Origin of the sequence: Bacillus sp. NP157, from assembly GCA_018889975.1 — a bacterium.
Classification (GTDB): domain Bacteria; phylum Pseudomonadota; class Gammaproteobacteria; order Xanthomonadales; family Rhodanobacteraceae; genus Luteibacter.
The window spans coordinates 1,353,416-1,378,933 of sequence record CP076546.1 but is presented as its reverse complement, the minus strand read 5'-3'; the positions used below and the strand labels follow the sequence as shown (position 1 = coordinate 1,378,933).

At 64.6% G+C, this 25,518-nt stretch carries 25 protein-coding genes; 16 read left to right on the top strand and 9 right to left on the bottom strand.

Features of this window, described 5'->3' with window-relative positions; all coding sequences use genetic code 11:
- The first annotated feature begins 48 nt into the window (after positions 1-48).
- On the top strand, positions 49-1,203 hold the full coding sequence (locus KPL74_06215; protein ID QWT21597.1) for an MFS transporter: 1,155 nt from the start codon (positions 49-51) through the stop codon (positions 1,201-1,203).
- On the opposite strand, the gene KPL74_06210 is transcribed toward KPL74_06215, so the two are convergent.
- Together KPL74_06210 and KPL74_06205 are read right to left on the bottom strand one after the other, a co-directional pair.
- Entirely contained in the window at positions 1,204-3,030 is a 1,827-nt protein-coding gene (locus tag KPL74_06210; GenBank protein ID QWT21596.1) for a monovalent cation:proton antiporter-2 (CPA2) family protein, read from the bottom strand.
- A 5-nt stretch (positions 3,031-3,035) separates the two neighbouring features.
- Positions 3,036-3,581: a glyoxalase gene (locus tag KPL74_06205; GenBank protein QWT21595.1), complete on the bottom strand. Its 546-nt coding sequence runs from the start codon at positions 3,579-3,581 to the stop codon at positions 3,036-3,038.
- A gap of 190 nt (positions 3,582-3,771) precedes the next feature.
- Between KPL74_06205 and KPL74_06200 the strand changes: the two genes are divergently transcribed.
- Genes KPL74_06200 through KPL74_06190 form a run of 3 tightly spaced genes read left to right on the top strand, consistent with a single transcriptional unit; the run spans position 3,772 to position 6,700 of the window.
- Positions 3,772-4,788 (top strand): aldo/keto reductase, encoded by a 1,017-nt coding sequence (locus tag KPL74_06200; protein QWT22581.1) that lies wholly within the window; start codon positions 3,772-3,774, stop codon positions 4,786-4,788.
- An 18-nt stretch (positions 4,789-4,806) separates the two neighbouring features.
- Positions 4,807-5,961, top strand: coding sequence for an NAD-dependent formate dehydrogenase (locus KPL74_06195; protein QWT21594.1), 1,155 nt, complete (start codon positions 4,807-4,809; stop codon positions 5,959-5,961).
- A gap of 52 nt (positions 5,962-6,013) precedes the next feature.
- Complete coding sequence (locus KPL74_06190; protein ID QWT21593.1) at positions 6,014-6,700, top strand: NAD(P)H-binding protein; 687 nt, start codon at positions 6,014-6,016, stop codon at positions 6,698-6,700.
- Positions 6,701-6,708: 8 nt separating this feature from the next.
- Here KPL74_06190 and KPL74_06185 read toward each other — a convergent pair whose 3' ends face one another.
- Complete coding sequence (locus KPL74_06185) at positions 6,709-7,677, bottom strand: pyridoxamine 5'-phosphate oxidase family protein (protein QWT21592.1); 969 nt, start codon at positions 7,675-7,677, stop codon at positions 6,709-6,711.
- A 107-nt stretch (positions 7,678-7,784) separates the two neighbouring features.
- Here KPL74_06185 and KPL74_06180 point away from each other — a divergent pair, with 107 nt between their 5' ends.
- Positions 7,785-8,711: a LysR family transcriptional regulator gene (locus KPL74_06180; protein QWT21591.1), complete on the top strand. Its 927-nt coding sequence runs from the start codon at positions 7,785-7,787 to the stop codon at positions 8,709-8,711.
- 42 nt (positions 8,712-8,753) lie between these two features.
- Here KPL74_06180 and KPL74_06175 read toward each other — a convergent pair whose 3' ends face one another.
- Positions 8,754-11,210, bottom strand: coding sequence for a TonB-dependent receptor (locus tag KPL74_06175; protein QWT21590.1), 2,457 nt, complete (start codon positions 11,208-11,210; stop codon positions 8,754-8,756).
- Between the two features lie 185 nt (positions 11,211-11,395).
- On the opposite strand from KPL74_06175, the gene KPL74_06170 reads away from it, so the two are divergent.
- Positions 11,396-12,187, top strand: coding sequence for a TOBE domain-containing protein (locus tag KPL74_06170; GenBank protein ID QWT21589.1), 792 nt, complete (start codon positions 11,396-11,398; stop codon positions 12,185-12,187).
- Positions 12,188-12,227: 40 nt separating this feature from the next.
- On the opposite strand, the gene KPL74_06165 is transcribed toward KPL74_06170, so the two are convergent.
- Entirely contained in the window at positions 12,228-13,316 is a 1,089-nt protein-coding gene (locus KPL74_06165) for an alkene reductase (protein ID QWT21588.1), read from the bottom strand.
- Between the two features lie 159 nt (positions 13,317-13,475).
- On the opposite strand from KPL74_06165, the gene KPL74_06160 reads away from it, so the two are divergent.
- From KPL74_06160 to KPL74_06145, 4 genes are all read left to right on the top strand, one after another.
- Positions 13,476-14,762: an MFS transporter gene (locus tag KPL74_06160; GenBank protein ID QWT21587.1), complete on the top strand. Its 1,287-nt coding sequence runs from the start codon at positions 13,476-13,478 to the stop codon at positions 14,760-14,762.
- A 154-nt stretch (positions 14,763-14,916) separates the two neighbouring features.
- The gene (locus tag KPL74_06155; GenBank protein ID QWT21586.1) at positions 14,917-15,822 is read left to right on the top strand and encodes a hypothetical protein; all 906 of its coding nucleotides are present in this window, start codon (positions 14,917-14,919) and stop codon (positions 15,820-15,822) included.
- Between the two features lie 132 nt (positions 15,823-15,954).
- On the top strand, positions 15,955-16,377 hold the full coding sequence (locus KPL74_06150; GenBank protein QWT21585.1) for a helix-turn-helix domain-containing protein: 423 nt from the start codon (positions 15,955-15,957) through the stop codon (positions 16,375-16,377).
- A 174-nt stretch (positions 16,378-16,551) separates the two neighbouring features.
- Positions 16,552-16,884, top strand: a complete 333-nt coding sequence (locus KPL74_06145) for a nucleotidyl transferase AbiEii/AbiGii toxin family protein (GenBank protein ID QWT21584.1) — start codon at positions 16,552-16,554, stop codon at positions 16,882-16,884.
- Positions 16,885-16,967: 83 nt separating this feature from the next.
- On the opposite strand, the gene KPL74_06140 is transcribed toward KPL74_06145, so the two are convergent.
- Both KPL74_06140 and KPL74_06135 read right to left on the bottom strand, forming a co-directional pair.
- Positions 16,968-18,188 carry a PQQ-dependent sugar dehydrogenase gene (locus KPL74_06140; GenBank protein ID QWT21583.1) on the bottom strand — a complete coding sequence of 407 codons (1,221 nt, stop codon included), beginning with the start codon at positions 18,186-18,188 and terminating at the stop codon, positions 16,968-16,970.
- A 76-nt stretch (positions 18,189-18,264) separates the two neighbouring features.
- Positions 18,265-18,627: a helix-turn-helix transcriptional regulator gene (locus KPL74_06135; protein ID QWT21582.1), complete on the bottom strand. Its 363-nt coding sequence runs from the start codon at positions 18,625-18,627 to the stop codon at positions 18,265-18,267.
- Positions 18,628-18,733: 106 nt separating this feature from the next.
- Here KPL74_06135 and KPL74_06130 point away from each other — a divergent pair, with 106 nt between their 5' ends.
- Genes KPL74_06130 through KPL74_06120 form a run of 3 tightly spaced genes read left to right on the top strand, consistent with a single transcriptional unit; the run spans position 18,734 to position 21,109 of the window.
- Positions 18,734-19,468, top strand: a complete 735-nt coding sequence (locus tag KPL74_06130) for an SDR family oxidoreductase (protein ID QWT21581.1) — start codon at positions 18,734-18,736, stop codon at positions 19,466-19,468.
- A 29-nt stretch (positions 19,469-19,497) separates the two neighbouring features.
- Complete coding sequence (locus KPL74_06125; GenBank protein ID QWT21580.1) at positions 19,498-19,899, top strand: nuclear transport factor 2 family protein; 402 nt, start codon at positions 19,498-19,500, stop codon at positions 19,897-19,899.
- 58 nt (positions 19,900-19,957) lie between these two features.
- A complete protein-coding gene (locus tag KPL74_06120) occupies positions 19,958-21,109 on the top strand; it encodes an epoxide hydrolase (protein ID QWT21579.1) in 1,152 nt (383 codons plus the stop codon).
- Here the strand turns inward: KPL74_06120 and KPL74_06115 are convergent, their stop codons facing one another.
- Positions 21,110-21,646 carry a MarR family winged helix-turn-helix transcriptional regulator gene (locus tag KPL74_06115; GenBank protein QWT21578.1) on the bottom strand — a complete coding sequence of 179 codons (537 nt, stop codon included), beginning with the start codon at positions 21,644-21,646 and terminating at the stop codon, positions 21,110-21,112.
- A 105-nt stretch (positions 21,647-21,751) separates the two neighbouring features.
- Here KPL74_06115 and KPL74_06110 point away from each other — a divergent pair, with 105 nt between their 5' ends.
- From KPL74_06110 to KPL74_06100, 3 genes are all read left to right on the top strand, one after another.
- Positions 21,752-22,504 carry an SDR family oxidoreductase gene (locus KPL74_06110; protein QWT21577.1) on the top strand — a complete coding sequence of 251 codons (753 nt, stop codon included), beginning with the start codon at positions 21,752-21,754 and terminating at the stop codon, positions 22,502-22,504.
- A gap of 93 nt (positions 22,505-22,597) precedes the next feature.
- A complete protein-coding gene (locus tag KPL74_06105) occupies positions 22,598-23,545 on the top strand; it encodes a GlxA family transcriptional regulator (protein QWT21576.1) in 948 nt (315 codons plus the stop codon).
- A gap of 97 nt (positions 23,546-23,642) precedes the next feature.
- On the top strand, positions 23,643-24,530 hold the full coding sequence (locus tag KPL74_06100; GenBank protein ID QWT21575.1) for a type 1 glutamine amidotransferase domain-containing protein: 888 nt from the start codon (positions 23,643-23,645) through the stop codon (positions 24,528-24,530).
- Positions 24,531-24,539: 9 nt separating this feature from the next.
- Here KPL74_06100 and KPL74_06095 read toward each other — a convergent pair whose 3' ends face one another.
- Positions 24,540-25,433: a LysR family transcriptional regulator gene (locus KPL74_06095; protein ID QWT21574.1), complete on the bottom strand. Its 894-nt coding sequence runs from the start codon at positions 25,431-25,433 to the stop codon at positions 24,540-24,542.
- Positions 25,434-25,518 lie beyond the last annotated feature (85 nt).

Here is a 25,518-nt window from a genome sequence, read left to right as displayed (position 1 = left end):
GGTAGATCGCTGGCATCAGGCGCGTCCCATCCGCGCAGCCATGCCCCCATGCTCGCCATGGTGTTCTGTGCGGTGATGGCGGGGACCACGCTGCCCGCGCCGCTGTACGGGATCTACCAGGGGATGATGGGGCTCACAGGCACCGATGTCTCGGTGATCTTCGCGATCTACGCGCTCGCAGTGTTGGGTAGCCTGGTGTTGGTAGGGTCGTGGTCCGACCAGTTGGGCCGGAAGCCACTGCTTTACGCGGCATTGGCTGCAGCGTTGATAAGTGACGCGATTTTCTTGCAGGCGCAGCATATGTCGTCACTGCTCGTGGCTCGCGCCTTATCCGGGCTATCCGCCGGCCTGTTCACAGCCGCGGGCACGGTAGCCATCGTTGAGCTTGCGCCAGCCGACCGCAAGGCTCGGGCGGGCATCATGGCCAGTGCGGCGAACATGGGTGGCCTGGGGCTCGGCCCGTTGCTCGCAGGCGTCGTCTCGGCATATCTCCCCTGGCCAACGCGTCTGGTCTTCGTTCTCCACGCCGTCGCGATAGCGGCATGCGTCCTGGTGGTCATGGCGTGTCCGGAAACGGTGCGGCGTGCCAGCGAGGTGAAGCTGCGACCGCGTGCCCTGCGCTTGTCGCCCGACACCCGACGAGTGTTCCCCATACTGGCCATGGCGTCGTTCGCGGCGTTTGCCCTCATTGGGCTCATGACGTCGCTTGAGCCGACACTCCTTCGCGACACGCTGCATGTGGCGAGCAGGGCAGCCATCGGGTTGCTGCTGTGCGTGGTCTTTGCCGCCTCCCTTGTCGGCCAGTTGATCCAGGGCCGGCTGCCGCAGCAGCGCCGGGTACCGTCGGCGTGCGCGGTGCTTTCGCTGGGTGCGGTGCTACTGGCGTGCTCGCTTATCGGCCACTCGATGACCATGATGGTGATTGCGGTGGTTGTCGTCGGCGTGGGCCAGGGCGGTGTCTTCGCTGCAAGCATCGGGGAAGTGGGACTCACCGCTGCCGCTGGCGAAAGGGCGGAGAACATGGCTGTCCTGTTCGTCGTTGCATACCTCGGGGTTGCGCTGCCCGTGCTTGGGCTTGGCGTCGCCGCCGATCGCGTCGGCTTGGCGGGAGCCGCCGTGAGCTTCTGCATCGCCATGGCGTTACTCGCCTGCTTCGCAATGGCGATGTCGTACAGGAACGCCGGTTCGCTGGCAGCGAAGTAGTCAGTCCGCCGTGTGCGTCGCGACTGCTGCTTCCTGGTTCAGGGGCTGGCTACCATGCCTGGGCGTGATAAGAGGCTCTGGCCTCGGTCGTCGCGCGAAGCTCAATGCGCCCGCGGTTGCCCAATCGATGCCGGCGCTCTCCTTCTCGAAGCGTGCCTCGTCGCGTCGCCTGACATCCGCCGCAATGGCCTGGGCCTCTTCCCGCGACGTACCGAGCTTCCCGAGCGTCACGTTCGCGAACCACAGCGCCGATTCGAATGTTTCCCGAACGTGTGCCTCGGCACCCTTGGCAACGATCTGAAGGGAATGTTCACGGTCATAGGTCCTGACCACCAGGGTAGCCTTTGGGAAGGCAGAGACCAGCAGGTCGACGATGGCATTGGTCGTCGACCGATCGTCCACGCAGACAGCGATCACCTCGGCATGGCCCGCGCCCGCCGCCGTCAGCACATCGAGCCGCGTTCCGTCGCCGTAGTAGATCTTGAACCCGAAGTCGGATGCCGCACGGATCATGCGGACATCGGTATCGATCACGGTCACATCCACGTCCCTGGCCAACAGGGACTGGCTGACGACCTGTCCGAATCGACCGAATCCGATCATCATCACGTTGCCTTTCAGTCCTTCCGGTACATCCGCCGCGTGGGGGGCGACGGCCGGGCGGGGTGCTGGCAAGTGTCCTGCGAGGAGGTTGAACAGGGGCCCGAGAGCCATCGACAGCACGACGTCGGCGGTGAAGATCGCATTCAATGCCGAGCTGATCAGCCCGGCGCTGGCGGCGGCGGCGTACAACACGAAGGCAAACTCCCCACCCAATGCCATCAGCGAAGCCCGATTCAGCGCCTCGGCGGCATTGCTCCTGGTCAGGCGTGCAACGAGGTAGACGCACGTCGCCTTGACGGTGCTCATGGCCAACACCCCGGCGCCGATCCATGCCCAGTGCGCCCGCACGGTCGAAATATCCAGTGCCATGCCGACGCCCAGGAAGAAGAGCCCGAGGAGTATGCCGCGGAAGGGCTCGATGTCAGCCTCGAGCTGGTGTCGGAAGCTGGACTCGGACAGCAGTACGCCAGCGATGAATGCGCCCATGCCCATGGACATGCCGCCAAGTTGCATGAGCAGGGCCGCACCCAACACGACGAGCAGTGCGCCGGCGGACAGGAGTTCGCGCACGCGGGATTGGGCAAGGATGCGGAACAGGGGGTTGAGGCACCAGTGGCCAAGGACGAGAAGGAGGATAAGCGCGGCGACGCCCTTCGCCACTGAAATCCATTCCACGACGGCACCTTCGTGCGTGTTGCCAGGCGAGATCCACGCGACGTAAGCCAGCAGGGGAACGATGAGGAGGTCTTCGAACAGGAGGATCGATACGATCTTCTGGCCATACGGCTCGGCAGTGCCCCGCTGCTCGCCGAGTATCTGCATCACGATCGCCGTTGAGGTCAGGGCGAAGCCCATGGCGCCGATGAACGCTTCGCGCACGGGCAGGCCGGCGGCCAGGCCCAACAAGGTGAGGCCCACGGCAGATGCCGACGTCTGCAGGAAGCCGAGGCCCAGGATGTAGCGCCGGAGGGACCACAGTCGCGACGGGCGCATTTCGAGGCCGATCACGAAGAGGAACATCACGACGCCCAGGTCGGCGAAGTGAAAAATGGCCGCTGGGTTACTGAACCAACGCAGTCCGTACGGCCCGACGAGGAGTCCTGCCGTGAGGTAACCCAGCACCGATCCCAATCCCAAGCGCCGGAAGACGGGAACGAGCAGCACTGCGACGCTCAGTAGCGCAACAGCCTGGACCAGAAGATTATCGTTTGCGTCAGTGGGCATGGCACCTAGCGGTGGTCTTCCAGCTTCGAGTTGCGCGGCACCAGGAACGCATCCGTATCGCGGTTCGCGTACATCAATTCGGTGGAATGCGAATAGACTTCGAAGAGGTTGCCCCACGGATCCTGGCAATAAACAGCCTTGAACGACTCGCCCTCGAACAGCGAGAAGACTTCGGAGTTCTGCTTGCCGCCCATCGCGACGCAGCGCTTGGCAAGGCCCTCGATGTCCGGATCGACCAGGCAGAAGTGGAACACGCCGGTCTTCCAGTATTCGAAGTTGTCGGACGGCGTCTCGGTCGGCGGAACAACGAACTGGAACAACTCGATGCCCACGCCATTCGCGGTGGCAAGGTGGCTGACGTAGCACTCCTGGAACCTGTCGTGGAAGATGCCCTTGAAGACACTGCCGATGTGCGATCCGTCGTTGCGGATATGCAGCGGTCCAATGATGTGCCGGCAGTGGATGAAATCGGTATACCACTTGGTGGCGGCGTAAACGTCGGTTACGGTCAGTCCGACGTGAGTTACGGCAACGGGATAGTAAGACGACATGGCGATTTCCAGGGTTGGGGTGGAGATAACAGCCTACGTCGCCATCGACACGAACGGTGATCAATCGTCGTGAAGTAGCGTAAATCAAGTGGTTTCGCGTCTTTATCGCCGATTAACACCAATTACGTTTCGCCGTCCATGTTCGTCGTCCTACCGTAGGGGTACCCACCCCAACCCGTGGAAATACGTCATGAGTATTCGAAGCACACTTCTCGCCGGACCGATGGGATTTGGCACGGCACCGCTTGGCAATATGTACCGCGCGATCACGGAAGAGGAGGCCGAGGCTACCGTCGATGCGGCCTGGGACGCGGGTACGCGGTTTTTCGACACCGCGCCGTTCTACGGCGCTGGACTGTCGGAGATTCGACTTGGCAAGGCCTTGAAGAAGCGGCCAAGGGACGAGTATGTGATCGCGACGAAGGTGGGCCGGCTGGTCCTCGATGAGCTGGATGATCCGAATACGCGGACGTTCGGCGAGAAGGGACATATCTTCAAGGATGGACGGCCCAACAAGATTGCCTATGACTACACGACGGAAGGCACGCTGAAGTCGATCAAGGACAGCCTTGCGCGAATGGGCCTGGATCGCCTCGATTATGTCTTCATCCACGACCTCGCCAAGGATTTCCATGGAGACGCATGGGTATCCAAGTTCGAGGAGGCGCAAAGCGGCGCGTTCCCCACCCTCGACAAGCTCCGCGACGAAGGCGTCATCAAGGCATGGGGCCAGGGCACCAACAAGGTCGAGCCCATCGAGATCATGATGGAGTTGGACAAGCCACGCGCCAATGGCATGCTCCTGGCCGGCCGATATTCGATCCTGGACCACGCATCCGCGTTGCAGCGTCTTCTGCCGATGGCCGTCGAAAAGAGCGTGGACGTGATCGTCGGGGGCCCTTACAGCTCGGGCGTCCTGGTCGGCGGCAAGCACTTCGAATATGGAGCCGTTCCGCCCGCGATCGCTGCGAAAGTCGTGAAGATCCAGGCCCTCTGCGACAAGCACAAGGTGCCCATCAAGGCGGCGGCGCTGCAGTTTTCCCTCGCCCACCCCGCTGTCGCGGCCATCGTGCCCGGGGCGAGCAGTCCGTCGCGCATTGCCGAGGATTATGCCGCCCTCAACTTCAAGGTTCCCAACGATTTCTGGGTCGACCTTCGAAAGAGTGGCGTGGTGGATCCGACCGCCCCGCTGCCCATCGACAAATAAGGCGAAGGGAGAACCCATATGGCGAAGATCCTCTGCGTGCTTTATCCCGATCCCGTCGACGGCATGCCTAAGGCGTATGCCCGGGACGACATTCCCCAGATCACTACGTACGACAACGGCCAGACGGCGCCTACGCCGTCGACGGTCGACTTCAAGCCTGGCCAATTACTCGGATGCGTGTCGGGTGCGCTAGGTTTACGCGCCTACCTTGAAGGCCTCGGCCACGAGTTCGTCGTCACGTCGGACAAGGAAGGGCCGGGCTCCGAGTTTGAGAAGCACTTGCCTGACGCGGACGTGGTGATATCGCAGCCGTTCTGGCCGGCTTACCTTACCCCGGAGCGGCTTGCAAAGGCGAAGAAGCTGAAGCTCGCCTTGACTGCCGGGATAGGCTCCGACCATGTCGACCTCGAGTCCGCCATCAAGCACGGTGTCACCGTCGCCGAAGTGACGGGATCAAACAGCATCAGCGTCTCCGAGCATGCGGTCATGATGATCCTTTCGCTGGTGCGTAACTACCTTCCCGCGCACGAGTGGGCGAAGAATGGCGGCTGGAACATCGCCGATTGCGTCGAGCGCTCGTACGACATCGAGGGAATGCATGTTGGCACGGTGGCCGCTGGCCGGATCGGACTTGCCGTACTCAAACGCCTGAAGCCATTCGGTGTCCACCTGCACTACAACGCGCGCAAGCGCCTGCCTGCGCAGGTCGAGGAGGAACTTTCGCTTGTCTACCATGGAAAGGTCGAAGGCATGGTGGGTGCCTGCGACGTGGTTACGATCAATGTGCCCTTGCATCCCGAAACCATGGGCATGTTCGATGATGCGTTGCTGGCGAAGATGAAGCGCGGCGCCTATATCGTCAACACGGCGCGTGCGGAAATCTGTGATCGCGATGCGATCGTGCGGGCCCTCGAGAGCGGGCAACTGGCGGGCTATGCCGGCGACGTCTGGTATCCGCAGCCGGCGCCGAAAGACCACCCCTGGCGGTCGATGCCGTGGAACGGCATGACTCCCCACATGTCGGGAACGTCCCTCTCGGGACAGGCCCGGTACGCGGCGGGGACGCGCGAGATCCTGGAGTGTTGGTTCCAAGGCCGCCCGATCCGGGACGAGTACCTGATCGTGGATGGCGGCAAGCTTGCCGGCACTGGGGCACTCGCCTACACGGTGTGATCGGTATCTCGACGTTGCCAGCGGCAGTCCCAGCCCCGCGAGGAAATTTTCCATGAAGGCGTTCATCATCGGGATCGCGGGGCGCACGGGCCGACGGCTAGCGGGAAGGCTGTGCGAGGCGGGTGTTGGCGTCAATGGCCTGGCCCGCCATCCTGGCCAGGTCGAGGAGCTGGCGAGTAACGGCATGACGGCGACGCTTGGCGACATCGCAGATATCGATGCCGACACGCTCGCCGTCCTGCTCGGCAAGGCCGACGTCGTGGTCTTCACCGCGGGTGCCGCGGACAGCGAGCCTGACGATGCGATGGACCGGGTGGATCGCGACGGCGTCACGAAGACGATTGCCGCGGCGCGGCGGGTCGGAGGCATGCGGGTCTTCCTCGTGTCTGCGTTTCCTGAGGCGCTCCGCGGTGGCGACGTGGATCCAAGCTTCGAGCGATACATACGTATCAAGAAGTCCAGCGAAATTGAGCTGGCCGCCTCGGGGCTGGAATGGGTCATCCTTCGTGCCTCCGTCCTCCTGGACACGCCGGGTGTTGGAACGGTGAGCCTTGGCTTCGCCCAGTGCCACACGCAGGTGACCCGCGATGACGTGGCGTCCACATTGGCCGGCCTGATCCTGACGCCTTCGGTGTCCCGCGTGATCCTCGAGGTCACCGCAGGCGATACCCCGGTTGCTGCCGCCATCGAATGGATCGATGGCCAACTCAGGCACGGTCGGCCAGAACGTAGTTCATGATGGCTTCCTCACGGGACGACAGGTGGGTTGAAGGGCGACGCATCGAGGTACTCCCATTCCGCCCGTGGAACGGCATCGCGAAGTATCCATTTGGCAATCCGAAACTCCCAGAATCGATGCGTCCCGCCCGTGGTATTCCCCGGGTCGTCCTGGTCCCATTGCACGCTCGCCTCGCCGGTCAGTTGCAATAACTGGCCGTTGGCAAAGTCGGGGATACATACGCCCGCGCGGGCATTGACCTGGAAGTTGCCGAGCGTGTTGAACAGGCTATTGCCGTGGTAGTCGGGGATCCGCAGTGTCCGCTCGTCCACCATCCGTATGAACCCCGCATCGCCACCCCGGTGGGATGCGTCTGCACTGGTGTCGGGGTGGTGGCTGGCGACGAAGAGCGTGTCAGCCTGCCTGACCAGCTCGACGACGTTTCCGCGCAGCACGGTTCCGTAAGCGGCCTGCGACTCCTGCCCGGGTTCGCCGAGCGCCCGCAGGTGCCGACGCTGGATGTACTTGGGACAGTTTGGGTAGGCCTCGCGGATCGCGACCTCGACGTTTTCGTCGTCGATCCGGCCCACCACGCCGTTGACGCGATAGCGCCGGCGTGAGCCCAGTTCGATGAAAAGCATGCCCAGGTCGCTGCAGGCTTCGATGTTCGACCACAGCGGGTCGACCGGGTCGCGCAGCCCGCGTGGGACGTCGACCTGGATCGACTTGCCATCGGGGGTGTGGAGAAACCCCGGCCTGCCGAACAGCAGGCTCGCCCACACGTCACCCGTGGGGCCTACGCTACCCAGGGCGACCATGAACTGCTTCGCGATGAACGGGCGAGCCCCGCCGATGACCGTGTCGCTCAGCACCGCGACGTTGCGATCGGCGATATCCGCCTCGCCGGCGCGTTGCTGGACGGCGCGCTCACCGCCATGGAAGGGCGTGTTGTTTCCCATGACCTCACCCTCGTATGGAATACGGCGATTTTTGGCCATGGCCGCCCGCCTGGGAACGTGGCCGCAGGCAATTCACCATTCCGCTGGGCGCAGCAGTGATGTCAAAATGGACCACGCGGGGCTTGCAGGCCGGGCGGAGATAGCGCGTGGACCAGATCCACCTGATGAGAGTGTTCGTCGCGGTCGGCGAGGAAGAAAGCTTCGCCGCGGCGTCGCGCCGGCTCGACCTGTCCCCCGCGGCCGTCTCGCGGGCGATCGCGACGCTCGAGGAAGACCTGGGCGTCAACCTGCTGGCCCGGACGACACGCAACGTCAAACTGACCGAGGCGGGCCGGCGTTACCTCGACGACACCCGCAACATCCTCGCCAGCATCGTCGAAGCGAATGAGGCGGCGGCAGGCATCAACGCCACGCCCAAGGGCAATCTTTCGGTGACGGCGTCGGTGCTGTTCGGGCGAACCTTCATCACGCCATGCATCGTGAAGTTCCTGCAGGACTTCCCGGACGTCGACGTCACCGCGTATTTCCTCGACCGCCTGGTCAGCCTGACCGAGGAGGGCGTGGACGTGGCCGTGCGTATTGGCCCGTTGCCCGATTCGAGCATGAAGGCGCTACGGGTGGGCCAGGTGCGGCGCATCCTCTGTGCGTCGCCGGCCTACCTCGCCCGGCACGGCGTGCCCGAGCATCCGGGCGACCTGCTGCGGCATACGATCATCGCCGCCAGCGGCATCTCGCCCCGGGTCGACTGGAAGTTCGGTAACGCATCCGATCCGACGATGGTGCGGATCAAGCCGCGCCTCACCGTGACCGCCAACGACGCGGCGATCGGCGCCGCCGCGGCGGGGCTGGGCATCGCGCGGCTGCTCTCCTACCAGGTGGGTGAAGAGCTGGCTTCCGGCCAGCTGAAGATCATCCTCGCCGACTACGAAGAGGAGCCCTGGCCGGTGCACATCCTGCATCGCGAGAGCAAGTTCGGCTCGTCCAAGGTACGCCACTTCATCGACATGCTGGCCGGGCACCTGCGCAGCCATCCGCACCTGCAGCCGGGGCCGTTGCTGCGCGCGACGTCGTAGCACGCCGCGGTGCCGATGTCTGGGCGCGGCGGCTGCCGCACATCAGAAGTGCGCGCGCAGCGTCACCCCGACCATGCGCGGGTCGCTGGGCTGTCCGAGGATCAGGCCGGAGTTGCCGGTTTGCACGGTCAAGGCCGTGACGTAGTTGCGGTCGAACAGGTTGCGCGCGAACACGTCGACTTCCCAGTTGTCGTGGAAGCGATAGCCGATGCTGCCGTTGACCACGGTGTACCCGGCGATCCTCGTGTAGATGGAGTTCGTGGTGTCCGAGTTGTAGTCGCTGCGCGCGCTCGCGTCGGCGTGGACAAGGAACGCATCGTTGCCGATCGGCAGTTCGTAGTCGAAGCCGAGCGAGCCGACCCACTTCGACAGGCCGGCGAGCGGTAGCCCCGTGAGCACATAGGCACCGGGCACATCCGGGTTTCCCCGCGGGTTCGAGGTCTTGTTGGCCAGGCTGGCCGGTGCGACCAGGGGCTGGCAGCCACCGGCGGCGTTCGGGTTCTGCCATTCCAGTGGGCAGGGTCCCTTGGGGTAGTCGGTGTACTTGCCGTTGGCGTAGGCGAAGGAAGCCCGTAGCGTAAAGCCACGGAACAGCAGGGCCGCGACGTCGCCCTCCACGCCCTTCACGCGCACCTCGGGGATGTTCGCCGGGTAGGTGCGCAGGGCTGCCGTCTCCGTGCTCGAGGTCACGTTGGCCTGGTAGTTCCTGACCACCGTGCGGTAGGCCGCGAAGTTCGCCGTGGCACGGCCGTCCCACCAGGCGGACTTGAAGCCGGCTTCGACGGTGCGGTTCGTTTCATCCTTGATCACGGCCGTCGCAAGCGCGGGATTATTGGTGGCATCGAGCGGCAGGCCCGACATGTTGAGGCCGCCGGACTTGTAGCCGTACGCGTAGCCGACGTACCCCATCAGCTGGTCGGTGAACTGATACGCGAGGTTCATCCTGCCCGACGGATTGCCACCGTTGTCGGAGGCCCGATAACTCTGTGGCCGGAACAGCGAGAGTTTCGCGTTGTCCTGGATCGTGCCGGGGGTCGTCGGCAGGCCACCGGATACCGTGGTGGCGTACGTGCCGTTCTTGTCCTCGTAGGTGTAGCGCACGCCGAGCGTCCCGGTCAGCTTGTCGGTGAACTGGTAGTTCATCTCGCCGAACGCGGCGTAGCTCTTCATCCGGTAGTGCGAGGTGCCGTACTGGCCGTAACCATCGGCGAGGTTGTCCGGCATGTTCGGGAAGCTGGTGGTGCTGATCAGCCAGTACGCCGCGGCGGGGCCGTACACGCTGATCGGCTTGCCGTTGATCTCCTGCGTGTAGAAATACAGGCCGCCCACGTAGCTGAAGGGCCCATCGCCGTTCGAGGCCACGCGGAATTCCTGGCTGTACTGGTCCTGGCGCGACGGGATGCGCTGGATTAGCTGCACGGGAACGCCGGTGTAATCGCGATCGTTCGCCACGTCCCATTTCCAGTAACGCCATGCGGAGATCGAGGTCAGCGTGACCGGGCCCACGTTCCAGTCGGCGTTGAGCGAGACGCCGCCATCCTGCGTGTCGATGTGCAGTGGCGCATCGATGTCGGTCAGGCGATCGTAGATGTTCCGGCTGGGTGGCGAATACGCGGGAAGGCCGTGGGCGGGGAGGTTGGCGGACAGGCCATCGAACTGGCGCGCGGCGCTTTTCAGGGTCTTGCCGACACGCAGGTAGTTCTGCGTGCAGCAGTCCGAGTTCAGGCTGGAGAGATCGCCGATCAGCCGTACATTGAGGTCATCGTCGGGCTTGAACAGCAGCTGGCCGCGCAAGGCGTAGTTCTTGATCGCGTTCTCGTCCTTGCCGTTCGCCACGTTGTGCAGGGTGCCGTCGCGCTCTGTGAACTGCGCCGACACGCGTGCCGCAACGGTCTGGGTGATCGGGCCCGATACCGTGCCCTTGGCCTGCACGAAACCCTGCTCGCCGTAGGAGATCTCGCCATTGCCCTCCGGCACGAACGTGGGCGCGCGGCTCGTGATGTTGATCGCACCCGCCGTCGTGTTTTTTCCGAACAGCGTGCCCTGCGGTCCGCGCAGGACTTCGATGCGATCGATATCGGTGAAGTCGAACGCCGCCGTGGCCGGGCGTCCGTGGTACACGCCGTCGACATAAAAGCCGACCCCCGGCTCGATGCCATCGTTCGCCGCGCTGACCGACAGCGTGTTCGAACCGAGTCCGCGAATCGTATAGGCCGTGTTACGGGGATTGGCCGAGTTGTAGTAGAGCGAGGGAACCAGCTGGCTCAGCTGCTGGGTGTTGACCGTGTAGGCGCGGTCGAGCCATTCGCCGCTGACCACCGAGACCGCGATGGGGACCTTTTGCAGGTTTTCTTCGCGCTGCCGGGCGGAGACCGTCACGTTGTCGAGGGTCGTCGCGTCCTTCCTGTCGTCGACCGCCGAAGGCGCATCTGCGACCTGGGCCATCGCGCCGAACACGGGACAAAGCAGCGCCACGGCGCCGAAGATCAGTCGTTTCATGGTGTCTCCCCATTCCCCAGGCAGTCCGGAACGTCCTTCGCGATATATAGCGAGGTATACAGCGATTTCTTGAGGCTACACGAGCCCGTCGGCCAGCGGCCTGTAAATTTCGACCCTGGCCGGCCCCGGCTCGGCCGCCGGGGAGAGCGGTAGACTGGTCCGGTCTCCCACGGCGCGGGCGCGGCATGCTTCAGTACGACGGCTCCCTTTGGCTTACGGATGGTTCGCGGCGCTGGGGCGGCCAGGACCGCGTGGACCTGCTGTTCCAGATCGGCCAGACCGGATCGATCACCGCGGCCGCGAAGGCCGTCGGCATGAGCTACAAGGGCGCCTGGGACGCGGTCGAGGCCATGAACAACCTCGCTGGCGAAGCGCTCGTGCTACGTGCCACGGGCGGCAAGGGCGGGGGCGGCGCAACCCTCACGCCGCGCGCCGAGCGCCTCGTCGCCTCGTTTCGCAGCATCGAAGCAGCCCATCGCCTGTTCGTCGAACACCTCGCGTCGCTTGGCGACGAGGCCACCCATGACATCCATCTGCTGAGGCACCTGACCATGCGAACGAGCGCGAGGAACCAGCTGGCCGGCGTCGTCGACCATGTCCAGCAGGGGGCGGTGAACGACAGCGTGGCCATTCGCACCACGGGCGGCGCTCGACTGGTCGCCACCGTGACCCGGGACAGCACCGATCATCTCGGCCTGGTGCCTGGGCGCCCCGTGGTGGCGCTCATCAAGGCGAGCTGGGTTATCCTCGGGTTGCCTGGGCAGGGGAGCCTGTCGGCCTCCAACCAGCTACCGGGCACCGTGGCCCGCGTCACCCCGGGTGCCGTGAACACCGAAGTGACGGTGTCGATCGAGGGCGGTGCGACCCTGGCGTCGATCATCACCAGGGACAGTGCCGAAGACCTCGGCCTGCGGGATGGCATGGCCGTCGTCGCAATCTTCGACGCAGGTTCGGTGATCGTGGGCGTGACCGACTAGCTCGGCCGACGCGCACCGGTCTGACACCCCTCGGCGTCAATCACTTCGCGCCGTAGGCCGGATAGTCCGTGTATCCCTCGGCACCGCCGCCGTAATACGTATCGCGGTTGGATGGCGCGAGCGGATAACCGTTGCGCAGGCGCGTGACGAGATCCGGATTGCTGATGAAGTCACGCCCGAACGCCACGAGATCGGCAAGGCCATTCCTGACTGCATCGGCCGCCATGCCGCCGTTGTAGCCGTTGTTCACCATCCAGTTGCCGGCGTAGCGCGTGCGGAGCGCTTCGTAGTCGAAGGGAACGACGTTGCGGTCGCCCTGGGTTTCGCCTTCGATCACGTGCACATAGGCAAGCTGCCGCGTGCGTAGCTCGTCGACGACGGCGCTGAACAGCGGCCAAGGTTGCGAGTCGGCGATGTCGTTCGATGGCGTGGTCGGGGAAATCCGGATGCCAGTCCGGCCCGCACCCGCGACACCGATGACCTTGTCGAGCACGAGGCGCAGGAAGCGAAGGCGGTTGGTGATGCTGCCACCCCATGCATCGGTGCGCTGGTTGGTCCTGTCGCGGAGAAACTGATCGATGAGGTAGCCGTTCGCTGCGTGGACTTCCACGCCATCGAAGCCGGCATCCAGCGCGAGTTCGGTGGCGCGGGCGTAGGCGTGCGCAATCAGCGGGATTTCATCCGCGCCCAGCGCGCGTGGTTCCGACGTCGCCTCGAAGCCCTTGGCCGTCATCGTGCGGCTCTTCGCGCGGATGGCCGACGGTGCAACCGGTGCCTTGCCGCCTTCCTGCAATGAGGTGTGCGAGATGCGGCCCACGTGCCACAGCTGCAGCACGATCTTGCCGCCACGCTTATGCACCGCGTCAGTCACGTTCTTCCAGCCCGCCACCTGCGCCGCGCTATGGATGCCCGGCGTGTCGAGATAGCCCTGGCCCTGCGGCGATATCTGCGTCGCCTCGGTGACGATCAGGCCGGCCTCGGCTCGCTGGCCGTAATACTCGGCGGCGATCGGGCGGGGCACCATGCCGGGACCGGCACGGTCGCGGGTCAGCGGCGCCATGACGATGCGATTGGCCAGCTCGATGTCACCGGCACGGAAGGGCGTGAAGAGAGGGGCAAGGTCGGTCATGCGGTTTCCTTTTGGGAAAAAGCGCCGGGGCGCGCTCGGCTTGGCGCGCCATGGCATCACGACGGGGTTCTGGTCCACGTGAAGCCATGCAATCCCCCAGCCTTCACAAACGCGTGCAATCTGCCGACCTAGGATCGACCATTCCCAAGAGTCGGCATCATGTCCAAAGCGTCTCCCCACGCAGGCAGCGATCGCCAGCCCCTTGTGAGGGGCCATCGCTCGCTGGAGGCGTTGAACTTCTTCGTTGCCGACGTGCAGGCAGGGATCGGGCCCTTCCTTGGCGTGTTCCTGCAGTCGATCGGCTGGCGGACCGGGGCCATCGGTACGGTAATGACGATCGGCGGCGTCGCAGGCCTGCTTGTCACCGCGCCTGCGGGCGCCGTCATCGATGCCACCCGGCACAAACGCCTGGCCATCGTCGTCTCGTGCATCTGCACCGTCATCGCCTCGTGCGTCGTCTGGTATGCGCACTCCTTTTCGATGGTGGTGCTGTCCCAGGTGGCGACCGCGGTCGCCGGTGCGTTGCTTGGGCCGGCCATCGCCGGCATGACGCTGGGCATGACCCGGGCGAGGGGCTTCACCCATCAGTTCGGCCGCAACCAAGTCGCGAACCACGCGGGCAACGTGGTCGGGGCGAGCGTCTCCGGCTATATCGGCTGGAAGTTCGGTTTCGGCGGTGTGTTCCTCGTGGCCGCGGTGTTCGGCGTGCTCGCGGTGGTGTCGGTGTTGCTTATCCCCGGCGATGCGATCGACCATCGCGCCGCGCGTGGACTCGAAGCACACGATGCCGGGGACGAAGCGCCATCGGGCTTTTCGATCCTGCTGACATGCCGTCCGTTGCTGCTTCTATCCGGTGCACTGGCGCTGTTCCATCTTGGCAACGCGGCGATGCTGCCGCTGTATGGCCTGGCCGTGGTCGCCGCGCACCAGGGCGAGCCCAGCGCGTTCACGGCGCTGACCATCGTCGTGGCGCAGCTGGTGATGGTGGTGGCCTCGCTCGTCGCCATGCGCATGATCCGCAGCACGGGCTATTGGTGGATCATCCTCGTCACGTTCATCGCGCTGCCCGTGCGAGGACTGCTTGCCGCGCTTTTCATCAATCGGTGGGGTGTCTATCCCGTGCAGGCGCTGGACGGCATCGGCGCCGGCTTGCAGAGCGTCGCGGTACCGGCGCTGGTGGCGAAGCTGATGCAGGGTACGGGGCGCGTCAATGTCGCGCAGGGTGCGGTGATGACGATGCAAGGGATCGGTGCGGCGCTCAGTCCTGCGCTGGGTGGCGTCATCGCTGAGTCGATTGGCTACGAAGGCGCTTTCCTGATCCTTGGCGCCATTTCGTCTGGGTCACTGGGCCTGTGGTTTGCCAATCGCAGGCAACTCGACGCGTCGTGTGGCGTCGGTGGATGCAACGCCGGTGATGCACTGGCGTGGCGAACCGCAAGAAAGTGAAGGCGTCTCTTCACGCCCGTTTTGCCGAACAGGTCACGGCACGTCGTGGTCGCGGTAGCCAGCATGGTTGCGATATCGCATCCGAGCTGCCCTCACCACGATGGAGAACCGCGACATGCGCAATTCGATTCGACCGCTCCGCGCGAAGTCACTGATGGCCCTTGCCCTTGTGGCGACGGGGTTGCTCGGAAGCCAGGCGTCCTTCGCAGCATCCACTGGCTACGTCGGCATCTTCACGGGCGGCCCGATCTACAAGAATCCGTCGGCCGCTCTGCCTGAACTCAGTCAATCCGGCTTCGATGAAGTGATCGTCTGGAGCGTCGAAGTCGCGTCCAATGGCGACCTGAACATCAACGGCGAGTTTCCGATCGTGTCGAATGGCAGCTACGTCGGCGACCAGACCTATCCGGGCTTTGCCAACACGCTGGCCAGTCTGAAATCGGCCGGCGTCAAACGGATCACCTTCAGCATCGGCTCGTCCAACGTGGGCGATTTCCAGCACATCAAGGCGCTGGCGAACGACACGGGTGCCAACGGCGGCGTCGGCGCGCAGGGCATCCTGTACCGGAACTTCCAGGCACTGAAGGCCGCGATTCCTTCGATCGATGCCATCGACCTGGATGACGAGAACAGCTACGACACCGCATCGACGGTGAGTTTCTCGGTCATGCTCGGCAAGCTCGGCTACCACGTGATGCCGGATGCCTACACCAACGCATCGTACTGGACCGGCGTCGTGTCACAGGTCAACCAGCAGCGGGCGGGCACCATCGATGGCGTGCACCTGCAGGCCTACTCGGGTGGCTCCGGCAACAACCCATGCTCGGGCTGGAACTTCGGCGGCGTGCCGGTCTATCCCGGCATCGCCGACACGACGGTGTCGGGTGGCGTGTCGGTGCCGTCGGCGCAGACGACCATTTCCGGATGGGAAGGGCAGTGCGGTGTCACCGGCGCCTTCCTCTGGCTCTACGACGACGTCGCAGGCAAAACCTACAACGGCGGGAGCCTCTCGGCTGGATATGCCGGGGCCATTTCTGCGGGGCTGACGCCGGGCAGTTGAGGCCCGCGGACGCGGCTATCGACCAGGGAGTGAGCCTCGTTGTCATGCAATCCGGCGACGCGCCCGTGCCCCAGCGTGACCGCGCATGTCTCGTAAACGTGACATTTGGCGTAAATGTCGTATATTCGAGACATGCAAGCTCACACCCTCCATCCAGATCCCCTGCACGATCTCGGGCAAGCCATCCGGGCCGAGCGCGCCCGGCTGGGCCGCACGCAGGCCGAGGTCGCCAGGGCGGCGGGCGTTGGCAGGCAAAAGCTGATCGAAGTCGAGCAGGGCAGGCCGTCCGTGGCGATGGGAACGTATGCCGCGGTGATGCGCGCGCTGAACCTCGTTCCCGCCGTTGCCCAACCCATGGTCGCCATCGATGCGTTTCCGCAACTGCGACGGTTGGCCTGGAACCGTCCTGGCAAGCGGACCATTGCCGAGCCCGAAGCGCTCGCGCTTTATGAGCGGAATTGGGACCTGGTCGATCGCGATGCGATGGACGATGCCGAACGCGCTCTGCTGAAGCTCCTCGTCGACCGCTATGGCAATGGAGTCCTTCATGTTTGAGCGTCTCCATCACCAGCGAATCGCCCAAGTCCGGGCAAGCGTCTGAGGAAACCCGTCCGGCATGTCCGCGACGTTCGAACCGACCGTGACAAGATCTCCACGTTTCTCGATGTCGACGGAGCGACCATTCGTTTCGAACTTGTCCGGGAAGCGCGCATCGCGTTCGAGCCGAGTGTGCTCGACATCGAGGGTGTCCCGGTCCTCACACGCGTTGATTCTTTCGCTGAAAAGCTGCTCGCCAATGCCGACCGTGGTGCTGATCGTTCGACGATGAGTCGCGACGTCATCGACCTTGCGATGATGATCGATGCATGGGGGCAGGTACGGGGCGAGTCCGTCGACAAAGCCACCGCCGCCTATGGCACGTCCGTTCGGAAGTCTTGGGACAGAAGCGCTGCGATGGTTGCGGACGACGCTTATCTCAGGCGCTGTATCGAGGCCATGTCGATGGACGAGGCGTTGATCCCGGTGATCCAGGCGAACCTTGCGAAGGCCTGGGGGAGATAGACTTTGGTCGCGATGCGTCGAGCTCGACGCGTCGCCACCAAACGGTCCGGTTCGGCGGCGACGTGTTCGTCCAGCGTCGGCTCTTATTTCGGCGTCAGCCGGAACAAACCACCGGACTTTGCATCCTCGATAATCCACACCGATCCATCGGGCGCCTGTTCGATGTCGCGGATGCGCTTGCCCAGGCTCCAGCGGTTCACGGCCGTGGCGCCACCCTTGCCGTCCACGGTCACGCGAATGATGCCCTGGCTGACCAGGCCGCTGATCAGCGCGCTGCCCTTCCACTCGGGGAACATGCTGCCGGTGTAGAACATGAGGCTACCCGGCGCGATCACCGGCACCCAGTAGATCACCGGCTTGACCAGGTCCGGCCGCGTGTCCGTGCTCGGGATCGGCACGCCGTCGTAGTTGACGCCGTAGGAAACCAGCGGCCAGCCATAGTTCTTGCCACGCTGGATCAGGTTGAGTTCGTCGCCGCCGCGCGGACCATGCTCGAGTTCCCACAGCTGCCCATCGGGAGCGAACGCGAGGCCATAAGGCGTGCGGTGACCGGTCGACCAGGTTTCCGACGGCGTGAGGTTGGCACCGGGGAAGGTGTACGTGCTCACGACCGGCGCGGTCTTCGCTGCCTCGGTGTTGGCGGCGGGATCGATCAGCGGGATGGTGCGCGCGCCGACCTTGCCGGCCCACGGATTGCCCGGTGCGGGCTTGCCGTCCAGCGTCAGTCGCAGGATCTTGCCTTCCGGCTGGTTGGGGTCCTGCGCCGGGGTGAATCGCTGGCGATCGCCCACGGTGAGGAACAGGTATTTGCCGTCCGGCGAGAACGCGATCTGCGCGCCGGCCTGGCCACCCTTGCCCGTGGGCAACTGGCGCCACAGCACCTGGAAGTCGTCGATGCGCGGCTCGCCGCCGTCCACCACCAATTTGCCCCGGCCCATGGCCAGGCCGCCGCCGTAGTCGCCGGGGGCGACATAGGTGAGGTAGACGTAGTGGTCCGTCGCGTAATGCGGCGAGAGGAAGACGCCGAGCATGCCGTTCTGGCCTTCGTAATAGCTGGCCGGCACGCCCTTCAGTTCGGTCTTCTTGCCATCCTGCGTCACGAGGTCCACGCGGCCGACCTTCTCGGTTACCAGCATGCGGCCATCGGGGAGGAAGGCGATGCGCCAGGGCAACTCGAAGTCAGCCACCTTGGTCATCTTGAAGGGAAGCTCGGTATCGGATTTCTGGTCGCCTGCGTTGGTCTGTGCATGGGCGACGCTTGTCAGCAGTGCGGCGAGCAGGAACCCGTTGGCCAGCTTATTCATTGGTAGTTTCCTTGGTCCGAGTGTCTCGGGGCATCGTAAGGGGCAGGATGCCATGTCGGTGTGATCGCGTCGCCCGCTACGACTGCGCGTCGCGGCCGGCGAAGATGCGGGCCATTTCCGCGGCATTCGCGGTACCCCAGGCGCACAGCGGCAGGATCGCTTCGGCGAGACTCCGGCCCAACGGTGTCAGGGAATAATCGACGCGCGGCGGCACTTCGTTATAGCTGGTTCGCGCGAGCACCTGGTCGGCTTCCAGGTCCTTCAATTGCTGGATCAGCACCTTGTCGCTCACGCCACCGACAAGCCGCTTGAGCTCACCGTAACGCTTCGAGCCATCGCGCAGGAAGAACAGGATCAGCGGCTTCCACTTCCCGGAGATGACGCGGAGCGTGGCATTTAGGCCACAGCCGGTGTCGCAGATTTCAGGAGGCGTCGTCATTTGATACTTACCTAAAAGTGCATACTTGTCCGAAGGTTATCAGGTCGCCATTCTTGTCCTCAAGCGAGCAACTACCTGCTTGCACCACGCTATGAGGACACACGACATGACGCGATTGAACGGAAAGACCGCCGTGATTACCGGCGGCGCCACCGGCATCGGCCTTGCGGCCGCCAGGCGCTTTATCGAAGAAGGCGCCTTCGTTTTCATATACGGCCGTCGCCAGGATGCACTCGATGCCGCCCTTGCCGAACTGGGTCCGAATGCCCGCGCGGTAAAGGGTTCGGTCTCGGACCCGGCCGACCTGGATCGCCTCTACGCGGCGGTGAAGGCCGAACGCGGCACGCTCGATATCGTCTTCGCCAACGCGGGGGCAGGCACCCAGCTTGCGCTGGGCAAGATCACCGCCGAGCACATCGACGAAACCTTCGATACCAATGTGAAGGGCGCGATCTTCACCGTACAGAAGGCGCTGCCGCTGATGGGTGAGGGCGGCTCGATCATCCTGACCGGATCCAGCGCGGGTACCACCGGCGCGCCGGGTATGAGCGCCTACAGCGCGAGCAAGGCCGCCGTGCGCAACCTCGCGCGGACCTGGGCGGAAGACCTGAAGGGCACGGGCATCCGGGTCAACGTGCTGTCGCCCGGCGCGACCGCAACGGAGCTCGCCAAGGCCGCGTTGGGCGAAGAAGGGCAGAAGGTGTTCGCGTCCATGACGCCGCTACAGCGCATGGCCGATCCCTCGGAAATCGGTGCGGCGGCAGCCTTCCTTGCTTCGTCGGACAGCAGCTTCATGACCGCGAGCGAGCTGGCCGTCGACGGCGGCCTCGCGCAACTCTGACCACCGAATCGAATGACGGAGACGCATCCATGAGCGAGAAGACGAATGTCCAGGTCGTGAAGGATTTCTTCGCGGCCGTGGGGCGTGGCGATAAGCAAGGGCTACTGGACCTGTGCGCCGCGGATATCGAATGGATCATCCCGGGCAAGGACTGGCCACTGGCTGGCACGCATCGCGGGCATGCGGGCGTTGCCCATCTGCTCAAGACCGAGTCGGAAACGATGGAGACGACGTCGCCAGAGGCCGCCGAGTACGTCGCCGAAGGCGATCGCGTGATGGTCATCGGCGTCGCCAAAGGGAAGGTCAAGGCGACGAACAAACCGTTCGAAGACCACTGGGTGTTCTCGATGCGGGTCCGCGATGGCAAGGTCACCCACATCCGCGAATACATCGACACGCAGGAGCTTGCTGAAGCCGCCTCGTCGGCCTGATGCACGTTCGCTGCGACGCCTTCACTGCGCGCCCGCGAAGCTTCGTGCAAGATGAGCCATGGATATCCAGCCGTTCCAGATAGACATTCCCGAAGCCGACCTCGTCGATCTACGGGATCGCCTCGCGCGTACGAGACTTCCGCCGGTGATGGATGCGATCGGTTGGGACGAGGGATGTGATCCGGCGACGCTGGATCGCGTCCTCGATGATTGGCTGCACCGGTTCGACTGGCGGGCGGCGGAAAGGCGCCTGAATGCACAGCCGCAGTTCATCGCGGATGTGGACGGCATGCATGTCCACCTCGTGCATGCACAGGGAAAGGGCCCCGCGCCGATGCCCATCGTGATCACGCACGGCTGGCCCGGCTCGTTCGTGGAGATGGGCAGGCTCACCTCGCTCCTTGCTGACCCGGGCGCGCACGGTGCGGACCCTGCCGACGCATTCACCGTGGTCGTGCCGTCGTTGCCAGGCTTCGGCTACTCACCGGCGCCGGCGCGCCCCGGGATCGGGCAACGCGAGGTAGCCGATACTTGGGTGTCGCTCATGGCGGGGCTCGGCTACCACCGCTTTGCCGCGCAGGGCGGCGATATCGGCGCAGGCGTTTCCAGCTGGATGGCGTTGCGGCATCCGGACGCCGTCATCGGCACGCATCTCAATTTCATTCCCGGTTCGTACCGGCCTCCGCTTGGCGCTGGCGAGCCTCCCGTCAGCGGGGAAGAACAGGCATTCCTCGACAGGTCGGCCGCATGGACGAATGCGGAGGGCGGCTATGCGCATGTCCACGGCACGAAGCCCCAGTCTCTCTCACCCGCATTGACCGATTCACCCGCCGGCCTGCTGGCGTGGATGCTCGAGAAATTCCATGGCTGGAGCGGCGATCCAGACCGGATGCTCCAGGGCGACAGGCTCGACGAGATACTCACCAACGTCTCCCTCTACTGGTTCCGCGCCTCGATGGGCCCGGCCATGCGCATGTATGTAGAGGGCCGCAAGCGACCGATGCATCTCACTTCGGAACAACGAAGCCCGGTGCCCTTCGCCGTGGCGCACTTCCCGCACGAACTGCCGACGCCGCCGCGAAGCTGGGTCGAACGCGGATTCAACGTGCAGCGCTGGACTACGATGCGGGCGGGCGGGCATTTCGCTGCGATGGAGGAGCCGGAAGCACTTGCCGGGGACATTCGCGCCTTTTTCAGGGCGTTGCGCTGATCACCCGGAAGCGACCTTCTGAAACGCGAGAAGAAACTCGTCCGATGCGACGCGGTCCGCCAAAGCCCGCAGCGTGGCGGCGGACTCGGTACCTAGTACTTTTTCGACCGACTGGTTGACCACTGACCAGCGCTCGCCAGCCTCGCCAAGGCGCGTCACGCCCAGTCGGGTCAGCGCCGCACGCTTCGTCCGCCCGTCGTCCGCATCCTGCCTGAGTTCAAGCAGGCCGTCGCGCACGAGTGGACGGAGCGCATGGGTCAGTGCCGACATCAGGATCGCGAGCTTGAGCGAGAGCTCCTGCAAGGTCGGTGGCTTGCCCTGGCCTGCGCTGGTGAGTCGATCGACCTCGGCCAGCAGGCTCACCTGCGTCGCCTTCAGGCCCACGCTCGCGAAAGCATCGTCGTAGAGATTGCCCAGGCGCCGTGACGCCAGTCGCATCGCAGTGTTGGTGCACGCAGGCATGTCCCGGAAATCGACGTCGACGGCGCGCGTCTTGCGCGGACGCCTGGCGGCTGGCTGGGGCTTGGCCTTGTTCATGCCTGCATTTTGGTTGAGTACTCGACCATTGACAAGGCCGGAATGCCAGGCATACGCTTGAGCCCTCAAGTAACACCAATCTCGCCCCCATCGCAGGACAACGACATGTCACGACTCGCTGGAAAAATTGCCCTCGTTACCGGAGGAAGCTCCGGGATCGGCCTGGCGGCCGCCAAAGCGTTTCTCCGCGATGGCGCAGCCAGGGTCTACATCACCGGCCGTCGCACTGGGGAACTCGACGCAGCGGTTGCCGCCCTGGGAAGCCAGGCCGTGGCCGTGCAGGGCGACGTAACCCGCCAGGCCGACCTCGACCGGGTAGTCGAGCGAGTGCGGGCGGACGGGGGCAAGCTCGATATCGTCTTTGCCAATGCGGGCTTCGCTGCCGCCGCGCCGCTCGGCGAGCTGTCCGAGGAACACGTCGACGCACTCCTCGGCACCAATGTGAAAGGGGTGATCTGGACCGTACAGAAGGCCCTCCCGCTGATGGGATCGGGCGGGTCGATCATCCTCAGCTCGTCCATCGTCGGCAGCAAGGGCTTCGCAACGTGGAGCCTCTACAGCGCGACGAAGGCCGCCGTCCGTTCGTTCGCGCGCACGTGGGCATCGGACCTGCGTGGCCGGAACATCCGGGTCAATGCCGTGAGCCCCGGCGTCATCGAAACGCCGGCTTACGACGAGATGTTCGCGACCAGGGACGAGGCCCGGGGCTTTTTCGATTTCGCCGCCGGCATGACCCCGTTGGCGAGGACCGGCAGCGATGCCGAAGTGGCAAACGTCGTGGCTTTCCTCGCTTCCGACGAGAGCAGCTTCGTCAATGGCAGCGAGCTGTTCGTGGACGGAGGCATCGCCCAGGTCTGAGCCTGCATTCGACGAAATGCGCTTGATATTCGCACCGGCACGTCTTATTTAATCATCATCCAATGATTTGAGACATCGGTCGCGAGGCGCATCATGCATACCGTCGGCTTGCTCGTTTATCCCAACTTCCAATCGCTCGGTCTCGCGGTTGCCACCGTGTTCGAGTACGCGAACCTCATGCAGGGCGAGCCTGCCTATGATTTGCGACTGATTTCGGAAACCGGTGGCGCGGTGATGTCCTCGCAGGGCTTCTCGGTCAATACCGATCCGCTCAGTGAAAAAGGCTACGACACGCTGATCGTGACGGGCGACAACGAATGCCGCCTGCCTTCCGCCAACCTGCTCGACTACGTGCGCGACGCCCCGAATCATTCCCGCCGCGTCGCGTCGGTGTGCACCGGTGCCTTCGTGCTGGCGGAAGCGGGCCTCCTCGACGGCAAGCGGGCCACGACGCACTGGTATCACGCGCGAGACTTCGAGAAGCGCTATCCCAGGGTGAAACTCGAGGAAGACCGCATCTTCGTCATCGATGGCCAGGTCTGGACGTCTGCCGGCATGAGTGCGGGCGTCGACCTCGCACTGGCCATCGTCGAGAAAGACTTCGGCGTCGAGATCGCGCGCACGGTCGCGCGCAAGCTGGTGATCTACCAGCGGCGTGGGGGAGGGCAGTCCCAGTTTTCCGCGCTGCTCGAACTCAATGCGAAGTCCGACCGCGTGCAGATGGCGCTCGCCTATGCGAAGGAAAACCTCGGCAACGATCTCTCGGTCGAGGCGCTCGCCGAAGCGGCCCGCCTGAGCCCCCGGCAGTTCAGCCGTGTGTTCCGCGACGAGACGGGGCAGTCGCCGGCCAAGGCCGTCGAACGCCTACGCGTGGAGGCGGCACGGATGATGATGGAAACCAGTCGCCATCCGATCGAAGTGATCGCCCGGGAGACCGGCTTCGGCGATCGCGAACGGATGCGGCAGGCCTTCCTGCGTGCCTTCGGCCAGTCGCCGCAGTCGATCCAGCGCGCCTCCGCCGCGTCCGAACTGGCGATCTGACGCGTGGCCTGAAAACCCTGTCTATTCGGCATGGATGGCCGGGGCCTGGCTTCCTACATTGGTCGGCAACGACGATCAATCCACGGGAAGTAAGACCATGAAACGATATGCACTCAAAGCGCTGGTGGCGACGCTACTGATCGGTGGCATGGCAACGGTCCATGCAGCGACGCCCACGCAGGCAACGAAGGGCAAGGTGCTCGTCGTCATGTCCGGTGGACACCTGCTGACGTTGCGCGACGGCAAGACCTACGCCACGGGCTATTACCTCAACGAGCTGGCCGTGCCCCTGAAGGCACTGATCGAAGCGGGTTACACGCCCGAGTTCGCCAACCCGAATGGCGATACACCTTCGATGGATGCGAGCTCCAACGATCCGAAGTTCTTCGGTGGAAGCAACGACGCTCGCATGGCGGCGCTTCGCCTGGTCGATAGCTTTCCCGGCGTCCATCACCCGATGAAGCTGGCGAGCGTGGTCGGGCATACCCAGGATTACGTCGCCGTGTTCGTTCCGGGTGGCCACGCGCCCATGATCGACCTGGTCAAGGACAAGAGCCTTGGCGCCATCCTGCGCAGCTTCCACGATCGTGGGTTGCCCACCGCGCTGATCTGCCACGGTCCCATGGCGCTTGTGTCGACCATGCCGGATGCGGAGACGTTCGATGCGGCACTCAACAGGCAGGACACGGGCGCGTTGCGTGGGCTTGCTCACGGCTGGCCTTACGCGGGCTACCACGTCGCCGTGTTCTCGAAGGCCGAGGAACAGCAGATCGAGACGCCGCAGTTGGGTGGTCCGGCGCCTTACTACAACGACGAGGCCCTCGCGGCGGCGGGCGCCGTGTTGGAAAACGCGGCGCCGTGGACGCCCAGGGTGGTGCAGGACCGAGAGCTGATCACGGCGCAGCAGCCGTTCTCGGACCACGCGTTCGCCGCGGCGTTGTTGCAGAAGCTGGAAGAAGCGCACGCCGGTCAGGTAAGGAAGTAGCAGGGTAGGCTAGGGCGGGGTCCAGCGCATGGCGTCGATCAGCGCACGCAGGGCTGGCGTCACCTGTCGGCTGGGATAGCAGAGGTGCAGCCCCGGGAACGGGGCGCACCATTCGTCCAGCACGCGGATGAGCTGCCCCCGGGCGATGTAAGGCAGTGCGTGCTCCTCGATCATGTAGCCCAGGCCGGCGCCGCCCATGATCACGGCTGCCGCGAGATCGCCATCGTCGACGACCAGCTGGCCGCTGGTCCGTACGCGCAGCTCCTTGCCGTCGCTATCGAACTCCCACGGCATCAATCCGCCGCAGCCGATCTGGCGATAGTTGATGCAGTTGTGCGCGTCGAGGTCGGCCAGCGTCTGCGGCCGCGGATGCCGTTCGAAATAGGCTGGCGAGCCCACGACCACCATGCGGGCATCCGGTCCCACCGGCACGGCGACCATGTCCTGTTCGAGCGATTCGCCGAAGCGGATTCCCGCGTCGAAGCCTTCGGCAATGAGGTCGCTGAGGCGCGAGTCCAGGACGACCTCGACGGTGACCTTCGGATGGTCGATCAGGAACTGCGGTAGCACCGGTGCAAGGACGGTACGCGCCGCGTAGATGAACGTGGTCAGCCTTAGGTGGCCGTGTGGCTCGTCTTGCCAGTCACCGAGCGCGGTGACGCCGGCCTGGACTTCCTTCAGCGCGGGCTCGACCGAGCGCAGCAATCGTTCGCCGGCGGCGGTCGGCGCGACGCTGCGGGTCGTCCGGGCCAGCAAGCGAACGCCCAGGCGAGCTTCCAGTCCCTTCATCGTATGGCTCAGCGCTGAAGGCGAGAGATTGAGCTCGGCAGCGGCACGCGTGAAGCTGCGCGTGCGGGCAATCGTGACGAAGGCGAACAGCTCGTCGAGTTCTCCCCGCTTCATCGTGGTCCTCCCATGCCCGCATGCCCAGGTGTCACGACGCCTCTCTTCGCACATTGCACCAGGGGCCGCGCGATTGATGAACCAC